This window comes from Janibacter endophyticus (assembly GCF_016888335.1).
In the GTDB taxonomy this organism is placed as follows: Bacteria; Actinomycetota; Actinomycetes; order Actinomycetales; family Dermatophilaceae; genus Marihabitans; species Marihabitans endophyticum.
In genome coordinates, this window is sequence record NZ_JAFEJG010000004.1 from 304474 (window position 1) to 319253 (window position 14780).

16 protein-coding genes are annotated in these 14780 nt (G+C 71.6%); 7 read left to right on the forward strand and 9 right to left on the reverse strand.

Annotation, left to right across the window (positions count from 1 at the left end; genetic code table 11):
* Positions 1-164 precede the first annotated feature (164 nt).
* Positions 165-959, reverse strand: a complete 795-nt coding sequence (locus tag JNO54_RS01485) for a maleylpyruvate isomerase family mycothiol-dependent enzyme (protein WP_204142300.1) — start codon at positions 957-959, stop codon at positions 165-167.
* A 101-nt stretch (positions 960-1060) separates the two neighbouring features.
* Here JNO54_RS01485 and JNO54_RS01490 point away from each other — a divergent pair, with 101 nt between their 5' ends.
* The 3 genes from JNO54_RS01490 (at position 1061) to JNO54_RS01500 (ending at position 2697) form a co-directional block, all read left to right on the forward strand.
* The gene (locus JNO54_RS01490) at positions 1061-1855 is read left to right on the forward strand and encodes a PIG-L deacetylase family protein (RefSeq protein ID WP_204142301.1); all 795 of its coding nucleotides are present in this window, start codon (positions 1061-1063) and stop codon (positions 1853-1855) included.
* Between the two features lie 104 nt (positions 1856-1959).
* On the forward strand, positions 1960-2163 hold the full coding sequence (locus JNO54_RS01495) for a hypothetical protein (protein ID WP_233703143.1): 204 nt from the start codon (positions 1960-1962) through the stop codon (positions 2161-2163).
* A 9-nt stretch (positions 2164-2172) separates the two neighbouring features.
* Positions 2173-2697: a ferritin gene (locus JNO54_RS01500; RefSeq protein WP_204142303.1), complete on the forward strand. Its 525-nt coding sequence runs from the start codon at positions 2173-2175 to the stop codon at positions 2695-2697.
* A 5-nt stretch (positions 2698-2702) separates the two neighbouring features.
* Here JNO54_RS01500 and JNO54_RS01505 read toward each other — a convergent pair whose 3' ends face one another.
* The 3 genes from JNO54_RS01505 to JNO54_RS01515 are packed head-to-tail and all read right to left on the reverse strand — an operon-like array spanning position 2703 to position 4531.
* Entirely contained in the window at positions 2703-3200 is a 498-nt protein-coding gene (locus JNO54_RS01505) for an ASCH domain-containing protein (protein ID WP_204142304.1), read from the reverse strand.
* A 3-nt stretch (positions 3201-3203) separates the two neighbouring features.
* A complete protein-coding gene (locus JNO54_RS01510) occupies positions 3204-3875 on the reverse strand; it encodes an HAD family hydrolase (RefSeq protein ID WP_204142305.1) in 672 nt (223 codons plus the stop codon).
* Between the two features lie 29 nt (positions 3876-3904).
* Positions 3905-4531 carry a class I SAM-dependent methyltransferase gene (locus JNO54_RS01515; protein ID WP_204142306.1) on the reverse strand — a complete coding sequence of 209 codons (627 nt, stop codon included), beginning with the start codon at positions 4529-4531 and terminating at the stop codon, positions 3905-3907.
* Positions 4532-4583: 52 nt separating this feature from the next.
* Here JNO54_RS01515 and JNO54_RS01520 point away from each other — a divergent pair, with 52 nt between their 5' ends.
* Positions 4584-6206 carry an SDR family NAD(P)-dependent oxidoreductase gene (locus JNO54_RS01520; RefSeq protein ID WP_372430703.1) on the forward strand — a complete coding sequence of 541 codons (1623 nt, stop codon included), beginning with the start codon at positions 4584-4586 and terminating at the stop codon, positions 6204-6206.
* Between the two features lie 110 nt (positions 6207-6316).
* Here JNO54_RS01520 and ybaK read toward each other — a convergent pair whose 3' ends face one another.
* Genes ybaK through JNO54_RS01540 form a run of 4 tightly spaced genes read right to left on the reverse strand, consistent with a single transcriptional unit; the run spans position 6317 to position 9076 of the window.
* On the reverse strand, positions 6317-6823 hold the full coding sequence (gene ybaK / locus JNO54_RS01525) for a Cys-tRNA(Pro) deacylase (RefSeq protein ID WP_204144484.1): 507 nt from the start codon (positions 6821-6823) through the stop codon (positions 6317-6319).
* Complete coding sequence (locus tag JNO54_RS01530; RefSeq protein ID WP_307818001.1) at positions 6820-7248, reverse strand: GNAT family N-acetyltransferase; 429 nt, start codon at positions 7246-7248, stop codon at positions 6820-6822. Before JNO54_RS01530 ends, ybaK begins: the two co-directional genes overlap by 4 nt.
* Entirely contained in the window at positions 7190-8116 is a 927-nt protein-coding gene (locus JNO54_RS01535) for an alpha/beta hydrolase (protein WP_204142308.1), read from the reverse strand. The genes JNO54_RS01530 and JNO54_RS01535 overlap by 59 nt, the downstream gene beginning before the upstream one ends.
* A 36-nt stretch (positions 8117-8152) precedes the next feature.
* On the reverse strand, positions 8153-9076 hold the full coding sequence (locus JNO54_RS01540) for an aminotransferase class IV (RefSeq protein WP_204142309.1): 924 nt from the start codon (positions 9074-9076) through the stop codon (positions 8153-8155).
* A 30-nt stretch (positions 9077-9106) separates the two neighbouring features.
* Between JNO54_RS01540 and JNO54_RS01545 the strand changes: the two genes are divergently transcribed.
* Entirely contained in the window at positions 9107-10309 is a 1203-nt protein-coding gene (locus JNO54_RS01545) for a cysteine desulfurase-like protein (protein WP_233703144.1), read from the forward strand.
* 3 nt (positions 10310-10312) lie between these two features.
* Here JNO54_RS01545 and JNO54_RS01550 read toward each other — a convergent pair whose 3' ends face one another.
* Complete coding sequence (locus JNO54_RS01550) at positions 10313-10867, reverse strand: antibiotic biosynthesis monooxygenase (protein ID WP_204142310.1); 555 nt, start codon at positions 10865-10867, stop codon at positions 10313-10315.
* 147 nt (positions 10868-11014) lie between these two features.
* On the opposite strand from JNO54_RS01550, the gene JNO54_RS01555 reads away from it, so the two are divergent.
* Both JNO54_RS01555 and fdh read left to right on the forward strand, forming a co-directional pair.
* The gene (locus tag JNO54_RS01555; protein WP_204142311.1) at positions 11015-11371 is read left to right on the forward strand and encodes an aldolase/citrate lyase family protein; all 357 of its coding nucleotides are present in this window, start codon (positions 11015-11017) and stop codon (positions 11369-11371) included.
* 55 nt (positions 11372-11426) lie between these two features.
* Positions 11427-14768 carry a formate dehydrogenase gene (gene fdh, locus JNO54_RS01565; RefSeq protein WP_233703313.1) on the forward strand — a complete coding sequence of 1114 codons (3342 nt, stop codon included), beginning with the start codon at positions 11427-11429 and terminating at the stop codon, positions 14766-14768.
* Positions 14769-14780: the final 12 nt, after the last annotated feature.

Sequence of the window (14780 nt, forward strand, 5' to 3'; positions counted from 1 at the left end):
CCGGCGCACCGTCGCTCGAGCAGTGTGCGTGGTGACCCTCGGGTACGACGACCATTGCCGTGCCCCTTCGACGAGCAGCCCGCCAAGATCTGGGGATCCCGCTGTCGCTTCCTGACCAACGGTCGTCGTACCCGACAGTCAACCTCCGTGCCCCGCCACGCCCGTCAGCGGATGGGCTGGCTGAAGACCTGCCGCGCGGCGTCGGCGGCCTCGGTGTCGCCGTCGACAACCAGTGGCGACTCGTCGGCGCGCCCCCACATCCACAGGAGCAAGTCCTCGCCGCGCCCGGTGATCGTGGCCGCCGGCTCCCCGGCCGCGTCGGCCAGCCGGAGGTCGGCCTCGTCCACGTCGACGTCCTTGCGCGGGTCGTGCCCGGTGAAGCGCCCCAGGTCCACGGTGAGCGTCGGCCCGTCCGTGCAGACGAGCGCCACCTGCCGGCCGTCCCGGGCGAAGCTCCCCCACGGCGGGTTGCCGCCGAAGATCACCGTGATCGCCTCGTGCACCCCGTCCGCGGCGAGATCCGGGTCCACCGGGGCCCGCGCCCCGGTCGTCAGCTCGGCGTCGACCCGGTGGATCAACGCCTCGTGCGCCTGACGGCGGATCGTGAACCCCACCGTCTGGTCGTTCGACCACGACCACGCCTCGTCGGCCGGGCCTGCGAGGGCCAGCTGCGACTGGAGGTCCGCGGAGGACGCGTCGAAGAGGGCGAGCAGCGCGTCGTACCCCTCCGGGCGCTCCGGCTCCGGGTAGTCCTCGGGCGGGGTGGGTCGGTGCTCCACCACCCAGGCCCAGAAGTGCTGCACGTCCATCCCGAGGTGCCACAGCAGGTCGGCGGTGTCCCACTCGGGGCAGGACGGCACCCCTGCCGCCGGGTCAGCATCGGCCAGCACCTCGCGGAAGCGCGCTGCCTCGGTACGCAGGTGGTCGAGGTAGGCCGCGGTGGGCAGCAGGGTCGTCATGGGCGCGACGCTACGCAGCCGGACGCGTCGCGTCACGCGGTGTGTCACCCCGCCTGGTGGTCGCTGGGCAGCAGGGGCGAAGGGGTGGAGGATGGCTCCTCGTGAGCACGATCGTCTTCTTCCACGCCCATCCCGACGACGAGGCGTCCGCGACCGCCGGCACGATGATCCGGGCGACTCGCCAGGGCCACCGGGTGGTCGTCGTCTACGCGACGAACGGCGAGCACGGCCAGGCACCCGACCCTCTGCCCGAAGGGGTGAGCGTCGCCGAGCACCGTCGCGGCGAGGCCGAGGCGTCGGCCCGGGTGACGGGGACGGCCCGCGTGGCCTGGCTCGGGTACGGCGACTCCGGCATGGCGGGCTGGGAGCAGAACGCGCACGAGCGGTCCTTCCACTCCACCGATGTCGACGAGGCCGCGCGCCGGCTGGCCGAGGTCCTCGACGAGGAGCGGGCGGACGTGCTCGTCTCCTACGACTGGCACGGCGGCTACGGCCATCCCGACCACGTCAAGGTCCACCACGTCGCGAACCGCGCGCTCGAGCTCGCCGCCCACCGCCCCCCGCTGCTCGAGTCGACGATGAACCGCGACCACATGCGCGGCCTCATGGCGGCCGCCCGCGAGGCGGGCGCGAGCGAGGACGAGGCCTGGGACGTCGACGTCCCGATGCAGGACGGCAACCCGATCGGCACGCCCGAGGCGGAGCTGCACCACCGTGTCGACGTCCGCGACGTCATCGACCTCAAGCGGGCCGCGCTGGCCTGCCACGCGAGCCAGACGAGCGACGTCGGGATGATGCTCGCGATGCCCGAGGAGCACTTCCTCGCGGGCTTCGGCTTCGAGCACTACACCGAGCCGGGGCGCGAGCCAGGCATGGTCGAGGGCTGGCCCTTCTGACCCGCGGTGGAGGTGATCCGGGCGAACGGTGTGGATGACCTCGACCCGTCCCGCCCTGCGGAAAGAGGTCAGGCAAGCCTTACCTATCCGCTACTGTGCTCGTCGTGGGCAAGAAGGTGAAGATCGGCAAGGTCAAGGTCAAGCAGAAGTGCTGCGTCTCGAAGAAGCGCTGCAGCAGCTGCCCCATCCGCCTGCTCGCCGAGGGCAAGATGCCCGCCGGTTACGCGGTCCACAAGCGCAAGCTCGTCACCGTCGAGGCCAAGGCGAAGGCCAAGGGGTCCAAGGACCGCTACCGCAAGGCGGCCTAGGCTCTCCCCATGACGAACTCCCGCTTCGCCGACCAGCTCAATGCCCAGATCGGTGAGGAGCTCCTCGCCCACGCGCAGTACATCGCCGTCGCGGCGCACTACGACGCGCTGACGATGCCGCGGATGGCTGGCTTCTTCTTCCGGCAGGCCCGCGAGGAGCGCGACCACGCGATGATGATGCTGCGCTATCTCCTCGACACCGACGCCGAGATCGAGATCCCCGCCGTCGCGGCCCCCCAGTCCCACTTCGACGGGATCGTCGCACCGGTCGAGCTCGCCCTGGCCCAGGAGCGCAAGGTCACCGAGCAGATCCACGCGCTGACCCGGATCGCGCGGGACGAGAACGACTTCGCCGCCGAGCAGTTCATGCAGTGGTTCATCAAGGAGCAGGTCGAGGAGGTCGCGACGATGCAGGACCTGCTGACCGTCGTCGGCCGCTCCGAGGACGACATCAACGACGTCGAGACCTACGTCGAGCGCGAGCTCGGCGCGGGCGAGGCCGACGCCACCGCCCCGCCGGTCGCGGACGCCTGAGCCCCTCAGGGGTAGAGCACCCGGAAGCGCTCGAGCACGACCGGCATGTCCGGGCGGAAGCCCCCGTGGGAGTGCTCGGCGAAGAACCGCTCGTGGTCGCGCCGCCACGACGCGAGCGTCCGCTCCCCCTCGCCCTCGGCGTGCGCGTGCGCCTCGTCCACCTCGGCGAAGGGGACGACGCTCACCTCGGTCGTCACGAGCAGCGCCCGCGGCCGACCGGCCCCGTCGAGGACGATGCCGAGCGTGCCGGGCTCGGGGAGCGCCTCACCCTCCGCCTCGTAGTCGGCCTGTGACGACGCGGTCGCCGTCTTCGTGCCGTCGAGCACGAGGGCGAGCAGCCGGTCCGCCTGCTCGGGGGTCGCACCGAAGGCCCAGGCCGGCGGCCGCAGCAGGCTCACCGGGTTCTCGCCCGTGTAGGTCGGGACCCCGGCGAGCTCGGCGTGCTGTCGCGCGACCTCCCAGAAGTGGTCGATCGCCTCGGTGCCCGTCGCGTCTGTCTCCATGGCTCAGCCTCCCACGGACCCGCTCGGCGTGACCCGGACGCGCCCCGCCTCGACGGAGAAGGTCACCTCGGCGAGCGAACCGACGACGAGGTCAGCCTCCAGCTCGTCGGCCGGGTGGTTCGTCGTCACGGCGAGCACCGCGCACCCGGCGGCCCGCGCACCGGTGATGCCGCTCGGTGCGTCCTCGACGACGAGGCAGTCGGCCGGGTCTGCCCCGAGCCGCTGCGCGGCGACGACGAAGGGGTCGGGTGCGGGCTTGCCGCGGTCGACGTCCTCTATGGTCACCGTGGCGGTCGGCGGCGTGATGCCCGCGGCGCGCAGGCGCACGTCGGCGAGCGGCCGGGTGGCGGAGGTGGCAATCGCCGAGAGCTCGTCGGGCAACGTCTCGAGAGCAGCGATCGCGCCGGGCAGGGCGACGACGTCGTCGACGTCGGCGACCTCGATCTCCTCGATCCGGGCGAGCGCGGCGTCGGCGTCGACGTGCGGGGCGACGGCGGCGATGATCCCGGCGGCGGGCACGCCGTGGAAGCCCTGCAGCGCATACGGATCCACGTCATGCTCCTGCGCCCACCGCACCCAGGAGCGCAGCACCGAGCCGGTGGAGTCGACGAGCGTGCCGTCGTTGTCGAAGATCACGGCGGCGAAGGTCCGGTCGGCGAAGGGGTGATCGGTCACCCCGCCACGCTACAAAAGCGCGACAGGCGTCATGGCGTCAGGAGACCTGCACGCGCCGTGACGAACCAGCTCCACGGGGTCGCGATGCCGGCAGCGTCTCGGGCACTCAGGTCGGGCAGCTCGAAGCCTGCGGCGCTCAGCTCCGCCGGGATGTCACGGTCCACATGACAGCCGCCGGCCACGCGACCCCACCAGCGCTGCATCCGCTGCTGACGCCGGGCCATGCGCGGGTCCGGCGAGAGCGAGTGCTCGACGAGGTGCAGCGCGCCACCGGGACGCAGCACCCGGGCGGTCTCGGCGAGCGCCGAGGCCAGGTCGGGGATCGTGCACAGGGTCCACGTCGAGACGACGGCGTCGGCGCTGCCGTCGGGCAACGCGATCGAGGCACCGTCGATCCCGACGCGTTCCACGGGGCGTCCGAAGGCGGCCCGCCCCTCCGCCGACATCTCCCAGGCGAGGTCCGACGGCTCGATCGCGAGGACCCGGGTCACCCCTTCGCCGTAGTGCTCGAGGTTGCGCCCCGACCCGAAGCCCAGCTCGACGACCTCGCCGACCACCGGTGCGCACGTCCGTGCCCGCCAACCGTCCGCGAGCGCACCGGAGCAGGTGAGGTCGACGACCCTCGGCACCACGCGCTCGTCCCACCAGCTGCCCATGCCGATGACGCTACGCCGGACCCCACCGTGAGGCGACATACCCTGGTCTGTCGTGACCACCCCTTCGCCCGACCCCGCCGAGCACCCGGGCATCGACCCCGACGACCTGGCGACCACCCTGCGGGTCATCGGGATGCTCCACGAGCTGCCACCCGGCCACCCCCACATCGGGGAGGTCAAGCGGGCCAGCGGCACGATGTACAACCGCGTCCGCAAGGCCGCCCGCCGCGCGGCCCGGCGGGCCGAGCGCGACCCGATGATCGCCCACGACGAGGCGATCCTCTCGCGCACCGCGACGGGCTCGCCGCAGCGGATCGACGACGAGACGAAGGGGCTGCTCCTCACCGCGGGCGAAGGGAGCGGAGCTCACCTCTCCGAGGTGGGCGCCACGGAGGCCCACACGGAGCAGACGTTCGTCGGCGAGCTGCAGATCCCCCGTGGCTGCTACATCTGCCACGCCGACTACACGCTCGTCGACAGCTTCTACCACTGGCTGTGCCCCGAGTGCGCGCGCTCCAGCCAGGCCCGGCGGGACCAGGGCACCGACCTGCGCGGCCGGCGCGCCCTGCTCACCGGCGGCCGCGCGAAGATCGGCATGTACATCGCGCTGCGCCTGCTCCGCGACGGCGCTGACCTGACGATCACGACGCGCTTCCCGCGCGACGCCGCCCGTCGCTTCGCCGAGCTGGCGGACAGCTCGGAGTGGCTCGACCGGCTGACGATCGTCGGCATCGACCTGCGCGACCCCACGCAGGTCGTCGCGCTCGCCGAGGAGGTCGCTGCCGGGGGTCCCCTCGACATCCTCGTCAACAACGCCTGCCAGACGGTGCGACGCACGCCCGGCGCGTACAGCCACATCGTCGACGGCGAGCAGGCCCCGCTCGACGGCGACGCCGCAAGGGTGCGCATGGTGACCTTCGACCGGATCAGCGATGCGCACCCCGCCGCGCTCGCGGGCACCCTGCGCGCTCACGCCGTCGCCCACCACGAGGACGAGATGGGCACGCACGACGTGGACCACACCTCCGCCGACGCCCGGGACATCGCCGCGCGCAGCGCCGCCGAGCTCACCTCGCTCGCCCTCACCGGCGGCCAGGCCTCGGTCGAGGCGCACCGGGCAGGGACCGCCATCGACGCCGGCGGGCTCGTCCCCGACGTCGTGCGGACCAACAGCTGGAAGCAGAAGGTCGACGAGGTCGACCCGCTCGAGATGCTCGAGGTCCAGCTGTGCAACCAGGTGGCGCCCTTCCTCCTCGTCTCGAAGCTGCGCGACTCGATGCGCGCGGCCGTCGCTCGTCGCCGTGAGGTCGTCGGTGACGCCGCCCGCGCCTACGTCGTCAACGTCTCGGCGATGGAGGGCCAGTTCTCCCGCCGCTACAAGGGGCCCGGCCACCCGCACACGAACATGGCCAAGGCGGCGCTCAACATGTTGACCCGCACGAGCGCGGGCGAGATGTTCGAGACCGACCGGATCCTCATGACCGCCGTCGACACCGGCTGGATCACCGACGAGCGTCCCCACGAGGAGAAGCTGCGCATCGCCGAGGAGGGCTGGCGCGCACCCCTCGACCTCGTCGACGGCGCGGCTCGCGTCTACGACCCGATCGTCCGCGGCGAGCGCGGCGAGGACCTGTACGGGATCTTCCTCAAGAACTACGAGCCGTACGCCTGGTAGGCGTCCCTCCCTTCGCCCCTGGACGAGGCCTTGCCGGCTACGTCTCGTGGCGGGGGCACCACCTCGAGATGCTGCTGACACCACAAGGTGCTGCTGGCAACACCTTGTGGTCAGGGGCGGCCGATGGGGGCGGTCGTCGCTGAGGTGAGGGCGACGAGGTCCGCGGGCGAGAGCTCGACGTCGAGACCACGGCGCCCGCCGCTGACGAGGACCGTGTCGTGGATCAGCGCGGACTCGTCGATCACGGTCCGCAACTCCCGCTTCTGCCCGAGCGGGGAGATGCCGCCGACGACGTAACCGGTGGTCCGCTCGGCGAGCGCAGGGTCGGCCATCGTGGCCTTCTTCGCACCGACGGCGGCGGCGAGCGCCTTGAGGTCGAGCTGCCCGGCGACCGGCACGACGGCGACGACGAGCCCGCGGTCACGCGGTAGGTCGGTCTGCGCGAGCAGGGTCTTGTAGACCCGGGCCGGGTCGACACCGAGAACCTCGGCCGCCTCGAGACCGTAGGACGCCGCGGCCGGGTCGTGCTCGTACGCACGCAGGGCGAAGGGGGTGCCGCTCGCCTTGAGCAGCCGGACGGCGGGCGTGCCGCCGGCCGGCGGCTTCTTCCGGCTCAGAAGGAGCCGCCGCCGCCGATCCCCTTCGGCTCCTCGCCACCCTCCTCGCCGAGGCCTGCGGCGAGCACGGTGTAGACCGGGTGCTTCTCGATGTAGCTCTTGATGAAGGGGCACGTCGGGATGACGCCCTTGCCCTGCTCGCGGACGTCGTCGAGCGCCCCCTTCGCCAGGGTCGAGCCGACCCCCTGACCCTTGAAGGCGTCCTCGACGATCGTGTGGGTGAGGTCGACGTCGTCGCCCTTCACCTCGTAGGTGACGAAGCCGGCGACCTGGCCGTCGACGACGGCCTCGTAGCGGGACTTGTCCTCGTTCTTGCGGAACTCGACAGCGCTCATGTCGTCATGGTGCCAGCCAGGTGACCGCCGGTCAGCGTTCAGCGACCACCCGGTCGAGCCAGGCGACGAGGTCCGCAGTGACCTCGTCACGGTTCGTCTCGTTGAACATCTCGTGCCGCCCGCCCGGGTAGATCTTCATCGTCACATCAGTGAGGCCCACCTTGACGAGCTGGTCGCGCACGCTCGTCACACCCTTCTCGCCACCGACGGGGTCCGCGGAGCCGGCGAGGAGGTAGACGGGCAGGTCCTTGCGGATCTTCGCCGGGTTGGCGTCGGGCGAGAGGGCGTTGAGACCGCCGAGCATGTCGGCGTAGAAGCCGGAGGTGAAGACGGCGCCGCAGGCGGGGTCGGCGATGTACTTGTCGACCTCGGCCTCGTCTCGGGAGAGCCAGTCGAAGTCGGTGCGGGCCGGCTTGAACTCCTTGTTGAACGCCCCGAAGGTCAACGCGTTCATGAGGGTCGACGGATGCCGCCGACCGCGGACCTTGCCCTCGACGGTCGCAACGACGGCGCCCACCTTGCCGAGCAGACCGGGGTCGCCGCCGGTCCCCGAGAGCACGAGCGCGTCGATCCCCTCGCTGCCGCGGGAGACGAGCTCGCGGCTGAGGAAGGTGCCCATCGAGTGACCCAGCAGCACGTGTGGCACACCGGGGAAGCGCTCGCGCGCGTACTCGCCGACCGCGCGGATATCGACGATGGCACCGCTCCAGCCGGCCGCGTCGGCGAGGAAGCCGACGTCCTGCGGGCCGGTGACGCTGGCCCCGTGCCCCCGGTGGTCGTGCGCGACGACCGCGTAACCCGCCGCATTGAGGGCCTGCGCCAGCCGGTCGTAGCGCTGGGCGTGCTCGGCCATGCCGTGGGTGATCTGGACGACGGCCTTCGGCGCGCCGGTCGGCTCCCAGACGTAGGTGGCCAGGGCGAGCCCGTCGTGGGGCGAAGGGGTGGACAGCGTCTCCATGATCGCGAGCCTAACCACTGTGGCAGGCGGGCGGGATCAGAAACCGGCGTAGCGCGCAGCCTGTGAGACGAGGTCGGGGTCGACCCGCACCGGGCGGCCGTCGATCTCGCCGACGGGCGTCGGCCCGCGGCTCGAGGCGACGAGCCACACCCCGTCGGCGTCGTGGAGGTGCTCGACCCGGACGAGCTCGAAGGCGCTCTCGTGGCCGTCGGCGGCAGCCGCGTCGAGGATCGTCGCCACCGATACCGACGCGAGGATCCCGGTCCCTCCGGTCGGCGTGGACAGCCACCTCCCCTCGCGCACGACGAGCAGCCCGGCCATGGGGCCGTCGAGGGCAAAGCCGTCGGTCGTCGTGAAGATGACGTCGTCGGCCCCGCGCCGTCGCCCCTCGCGCTGGGCGGCGACGTTGACGACGTAGGACAGGGTCTTCACCCCGCCGAGCAGCCACGGGGCGTCGACGAAGGCGTCGCTCGGGTGCCCCTTCGTCAGCGTTACGACGCGAAGGGGGTCGCTGCCCCCGCCTCCCCGCTGCGGCCGTCCCGCCGGGCGGGCCGTCACGACAGCGAAGGCGGTGGGTCCGGCCTCGGGCCCCCACTCCCGCCCGCGGGTGAGGACGAGCTTGATCGAGGCGTCGCCGGGCGTGCTCCAGGCGTCGACCGCGGCGTCGACGAGCGCGACCCAGGCCGCCCGCGGCGGCCCCTCGAGGTCGAGCGCGGCCGCTGACCGGTCGAGGCGGTCGAGGTGCTCCTCGAGGTCGCGGACGCGATGGTGAGGCGCTCCCTTCGAGGCTGCGTCGTCGCATCTCAGGGAGCGTGAGGTATCGACGACGAGAGCCGAGTCGAAGCAGCCGTCGCCGCGGGTCAGCCCGAGGTCGTCGACGGTGACGACCGGCTCGTCCGGCGCGACGATCCGCGGACCGTCGGGACCGAGGACCGCGACGACAGGAGGGACGCTGCTCACCCGTCCAGCCTATGGCGGCAGACTGCGGTCATGAGCACGATCGCGTACGACGTCGGGCGGGTCCGGGCCCGCTTCCCCGCGCTGGCCGAGGGGGCCGCCCACTTCGACGGGCCGGGCGGCACGCAGACCCCTGACGTCGTCGCGCAGGCGGTCGCTGGCACCCTGCTCGCCGCCGTCTCCAACCGGGGCGACGTCACCCGCTCCGAGCAGCGCGCCGAGACGATCGTCACCGCCTGCCGGTCCGCGATCGGCGACCTCGTGGGCACCGACCCGGCCGGGGTGATCTTCGGTCGGAGCGCCACTGCGATCACCTACGACCTCTCGCGCGCGCTGGCGCAGACCTGGGGACCCGGTGACGAGGTCGTCGTCAGCCGGCTCGACCACGACTCCAACATCCGCCCGTGGGTGCAGGCCGCCGAGCGCGCCGGTGCGACGGTGCGCTGGGCCGAGCTCGACGTCACGACGGGCGAGCAGGCGGCGGACCACTTCGCCTCGGTCATCACCGAGCGCACCCGGCTCGTCGCGATGACGGGTGCGTCGAACCTCATCGGCACGATGCCGCCGGTGCGGGAGGTCGCCGACCTCGCCCATGACGTCGGCGCGCTGCTCTGGGTCGACGGGGTGCACTCGAGCGCGCACGTACTGCCGGACCGGGTGGGGCTGGGCGCGGACTTCTGGTCGTGCTCGCCCTACAAGTTCCTCGGCCCGCACTGCGGCACGGTCTCGGCCGACCCGGTGCTGCTCGAGACCCTGCGGATGGACAAGCTGCTCCCCTCGACCGACGCCGTCCCGGAGCGATTCGAGCTCGGCACGCTCCCCTACGAGCTCATGGCCGGGACCACCGCCGCGGTGGACTTCCTCGCAGAACTCGTCCCGGCGGCGGGCGACCGGCGCGCGCGGCTCGAGGCCAGCTACGCCGCGCTGCACGCCCACGAGTCACGCCTGCGCGAGCGGATGGAGGCGGGCATCCGGGCGCTCCCCGGCGTGCAGGTCTACTCGAACGCCGAGCACCGCACCCCGACGATGCTCTTCACGGTCGAGGGGCACGACGCCCAGGACGTGCGACGCCACCTCGCCGGGCGCGGGGTCAACGCGCCGGCCTCGCACTTCTACGCGATCGAGCTGAGCCGCGCGCTCGGTCTCGGCGACGCGGGCGGCGTCCGGGTGGGGCTGGCGCCGTACACCGACGACTCAGACGTCGACCGCCTGCTCGACGGGCTCGCTGCGCTCTGACGGTCAGTGGCGTGCCAGCCAGGGGCGGAAGAGCTTCACGAGCTGCGGCATGACGAGGTAGGTGATCATCGCGACGACAAAGATCGTGAAGATCCCGACCCGGGGAACGAAGGGGACGTCCTCGATGAGCGGGTTGAGGAAGAGCTGCAGCACCATGACGATCGGCCAGATGCCGAGCCAGGTGACGATCGCCATCTTCCAGCGCTTCGGGGGCTTGTGGCCGGGCATCTCGGCGCGCGCGAACCACGCCTCCAGCCCGGTGAGTACCTGGTAGTCGGGCGTCCCCTCGGCGACCGCGTCGAGCCGCTGGTGCCACGCATGCCGCTCGGGCGAGGAGTCCCAGGCGTCGAGCCCCTGCTGCGTCTCGAAGCGCAGGATCGTCTGGTGCTCGCCGCCCTCGGTCGCCGGCGGGATGACCTCCGCGCCGATGAAGCCCGGCACCGCCTTGACGTCGGCGAGCATCCCGCCGATGAGCGCCTCGTAGGCCGGGCCACAGCCGGGCTTGGCGCGACGGCGGGCGACGCGGATGACCGGCTGCGGGGCGCTGCTGGTGGACATGGGTCACCTCGGGGTCGTCGGGCTGCAGCCCGACGCTAAGTCCTGCGCGGTCCGCGGCGCAGGCGCGGGAGCGCCAGGCGGAACACCGGCGGCGGACCCCCCTTCGGCCCTCCTGCCCTGCGAGAGGTCACGCGCCCAGGACGTCGCATGGACAGCCCGTCCAGCCCACGCGAGGTGTCGAAGGGGGCCGAGCCGGGGATCGGCCCGTCATCCCGCGGGCTGTGGCTCATGGGCAGCGGCGTCGACCTCGCCCTCGTCCAGTGCGCGTTGATGATCGAGACGGCCGGCGCCCTCGAGGCGGTCGAGGAGATCGCCGCCCTCGACGGGGTGGATCTGCTCTTCCTCGGGCCGGTCGATCTGTCGCTGGCCCTCGGGACGACCGTCGCCGAGCTGCTCGAGGCGAAGGGCGCCCGGTCCCGCGCATCCTCGCCGCCGCCCGGCGGCACGGCAAGGACGTGGCGTTCCTGCCCACAGCACAAGCCTGCACGCCCCGGACAAATGTGAGAAGGTGACCGAGAGCACAACCGCGAGCACAGCCCCTTCGACCCGGGAGCGCACGATGGCGAAGACGCCCCTCGACTGGCCGGTCGTCCGGCAGCTGACGACCGGGGACTTCCTCGGCCGTGGCAAGGCCGTGCAGAGCCGCAAGACCGCCGAGCTCACCCCCCGCACCTCGACCGCCGACCGCGTCGTCCAGAGCGTCTGCCCGTACTGCGCCGTCGGGTGCGGGCAGAAGGTCTTCGTCAAGGACGAGAAGGTCGTCCAGATCGAGGGCGACCCGGACAGCCCGATCAGCCGTGGGCGGCTCTGCCCGAAGGGTGCCGCGAGCGAGCAGCTCGTCAACGCCGCCTCCCGGCAGAAGTACGTGCTCTACCGCGCCCCCGGCGCGACCGACTTCGAGCGGATCTCGCTCGACGAGGCCACCGACATGGTCACCGACCGATTCCTCGAGGCCCGCCGCAACCACTGGCAGGAGCACGACGAGCACGGCAACCGGCTGCGTCGCACGATGGGCATCGCCTCGCTCGGGGGAGCCACCCTCGACAACGAGGAGAACTACCTCATCAAGAAGCTCTTCACGGCGGCGGGCGCGATCCAGATCGAGAACCAGGCCCGTATTTGACACTCCGCCACGGTTCCCAGTCTGGGAGCCTCCTTCGGCCGCGGCGGCGCCACCCAGCCCCTGCAGGACATGGCCAACGCGGACTGCGTCATCATCCAGGGCTCGAACATGGCCGAGTGCCACCCGGTCGGGTTCCAGTGGGTCTCTGAGGCGAAGGCCCGCGGCGCGCGGATCATCCACGTCGACCCGCGCTTCACCCGCACCTCGGCGATCGCGGACACCCACGTGCCGATCCGGGCGGGCACCGATGTCGTCCTCCTCGGCGCGCTCATCAACCACGTCCTGAGCAACGACCTCTACTTCCACGACTACGTCGTCGCGTACACCAATGCCGCGACGCTCGTCAGCGAGGACTTCGTCGACACCGAGGACCTCGACGGCGTCTTCTCGGGCTACGACCCCGAGACGGGCAGCTACGACATGACGTCGTGGGCGTACGAGTCGGCGAAGGACGAGGACGGCAACGGCGGCGACGACAAGGTCGACAGCCCCGACCACGATGACAGCGGCGCCAAGGAGACCGAAGAGGCGGCCGGGCAGCAGTACGGCGCCGGCGGCCCCCCGCTCGAGCACGCGAAGCTCGTCCGGGACGAGACCTTGCAGCACCCGCGCTCGGTCTTCCAGATCCTCAAGCGCCACTACGCCCGCTACACGCCCGAGATGGTGCAGGAGGTCTGCGGCATCCCGGTCGCGAGCTTCCACGAGGTCGCCCGCGCGCTCGTCGAGAACTCCGGCCGCGAGCGCACGACGTGCTTCGCCTACGCCGTCGGCTGGACCCAGCACAGCCTCGGCGCGCAGTTCATCCGCACCTCGGCGATCCTCCAGCTGCTCATGGGCAACGTGGGTCGTCCGGGCAGCGGGATCATGGCGCTCCGCGGTCACGCGAGCATCCAGGGCTGCACCGACATCCCGACGCTCTTCAACCTCCTGCCCGGGTACCTCCCGATGCCGGTCGCCGACAAGCACCGCTCGCTCGAGGAGTACCTCAGCTCGATCAGCAGCCCGCTGCAGAAGGGTTTCTGGACCAAGGCCGACGCCTACACCGCGAGCCTGCTCAAGGCGTGGTGGGGTGATGCCGCGACCCCGGAGAACGACTTCGCCTTCGACTACCTGCCGCGGCTCAACGGCGCTCACGGTACGTACCAGACCGTGATGTCGATGCTCGAGGACAAGGTCGACGGCTACTTCATCCTTGGCCAGAACCCGGCGGTCGGGTCTGCGCACGGCAAGATGCAGCGGCTCGCGATGTCGCACCTCAAGTGGGTCGTCGTCCGCGACTTCCAGCTCATCGAGTCGGCCACCTTCTGGAAGGACGGGCCCGAGGTCGTCAGCGGCGAGCTGAAGACCGAGGACATCGACACCGAGGTCTTCTTCTTCCCCGCCGCCACGCACGTCGAGAAGGCGGGCACTTTGACCCAGACGCAGCGGATGCTGCAGTGGCACGAGAAGGCGGTCGACCCGCCCGGTGACGCGCAGAGCGAGCTCGACTTCTTCCACGAGCTCGGCGTGCGGATCCGCGAGCGGCTCGCCGGCTCGACCGACGAGCGCGACCGCCCGCTGCTCGACCTCACGTGGGACTACCCGAAGGACGAGCACGGCGAGGTCGACGCCGAGGCCGTGCTCCGCGAGATCAACGGCTACCACGTCGGCGGCGAGAAGGACGGCGAGCTGCTCAACAGCTTCGTTGAGATGCAGGCCGACGGCTCGACCATCGGCGGCTGCTGGATCTACTCCGGGGTCTTCGCGGGCAACGTCAACAAGGCGGCGAAGAAGGTCCCTGGCCGGGAGCAGAACGAGATAGCTCTCGACTGGGGCTGGGCCTGGCCGATGAACCGCCGGATCCTCTACAACCGCGCCTCGGCCGACCCCGAGGGTCGTCCGTGGAGCGAGCGCAAGAAGCACATCTGGTGGGACGCCGACGGGAAGAAGTGGGTCGGCGACGACATCCCCGACTTCCCGGTCGACCGCGACCCGTCGTACCGGCCCGACCCTGACGTCGGTGGTCCCGCCGCGATCTCCGGCGACGACCCCTTCATCATGCAGGCGGACGGCAAGGGCTGGCTCTTCGCGCCGAAGGGCATGGTCGACGGGCCGATGCCGACGCACTACGAGGCGCAGGAGTCGCCGGTCGAGAACGCGCTGTACACGCAGCAGCGCAACCCGGCCCGCGTGATCTTCTCCCGCAAGGACAACCTCTGGAGCCCGTCGGCCCCCGAGCCCGGCTGGGACGTATACCCCTACGTCTTCACGACGTACCGGCTCACCGAGCACCACACGGCAGGCGGCATGAGCCGCTGGCTGCCGTACCTCTCGGAGCTGCAGCCGGAGATGTTCTGCGAGATCTCGCCCGAGCTCGCCGCCGAGCGTGGTCTGGAGAACGGCGGGTGGGCGACGATCGTCTCCGCACGTGCCGCGATCGAGACCCGCGTGCTCGTCACCGAGCGGATGACCCCGATGACGATCCGCGGCAAGACGGTCCACCAGATCGGACTGCCCTACCACTGGGGCGTCGGTCGCGATGCGGTCGTCGAGGGCGACGGTGCCAACGACCTGCTCGGCATCACCCTCGACCCCAACGTCCTCATCCAGGAGTCGAAGGTCGGGTCGTGCGACATCCGACCCGGGCGACGGCCGCAGGGGGAGGACCTCGAGCGGCTCGTCGCGGAGTACCAGTCGCGGGCGGGATCGACGGTCGAGACCGGCAACCACCGTGCGGACGAGGTCACGCCCGAGGTCGCGGCGCTGCGCCGCGCCCACCGCGGCAGGACGAGCACGTGACCGACACAGGAG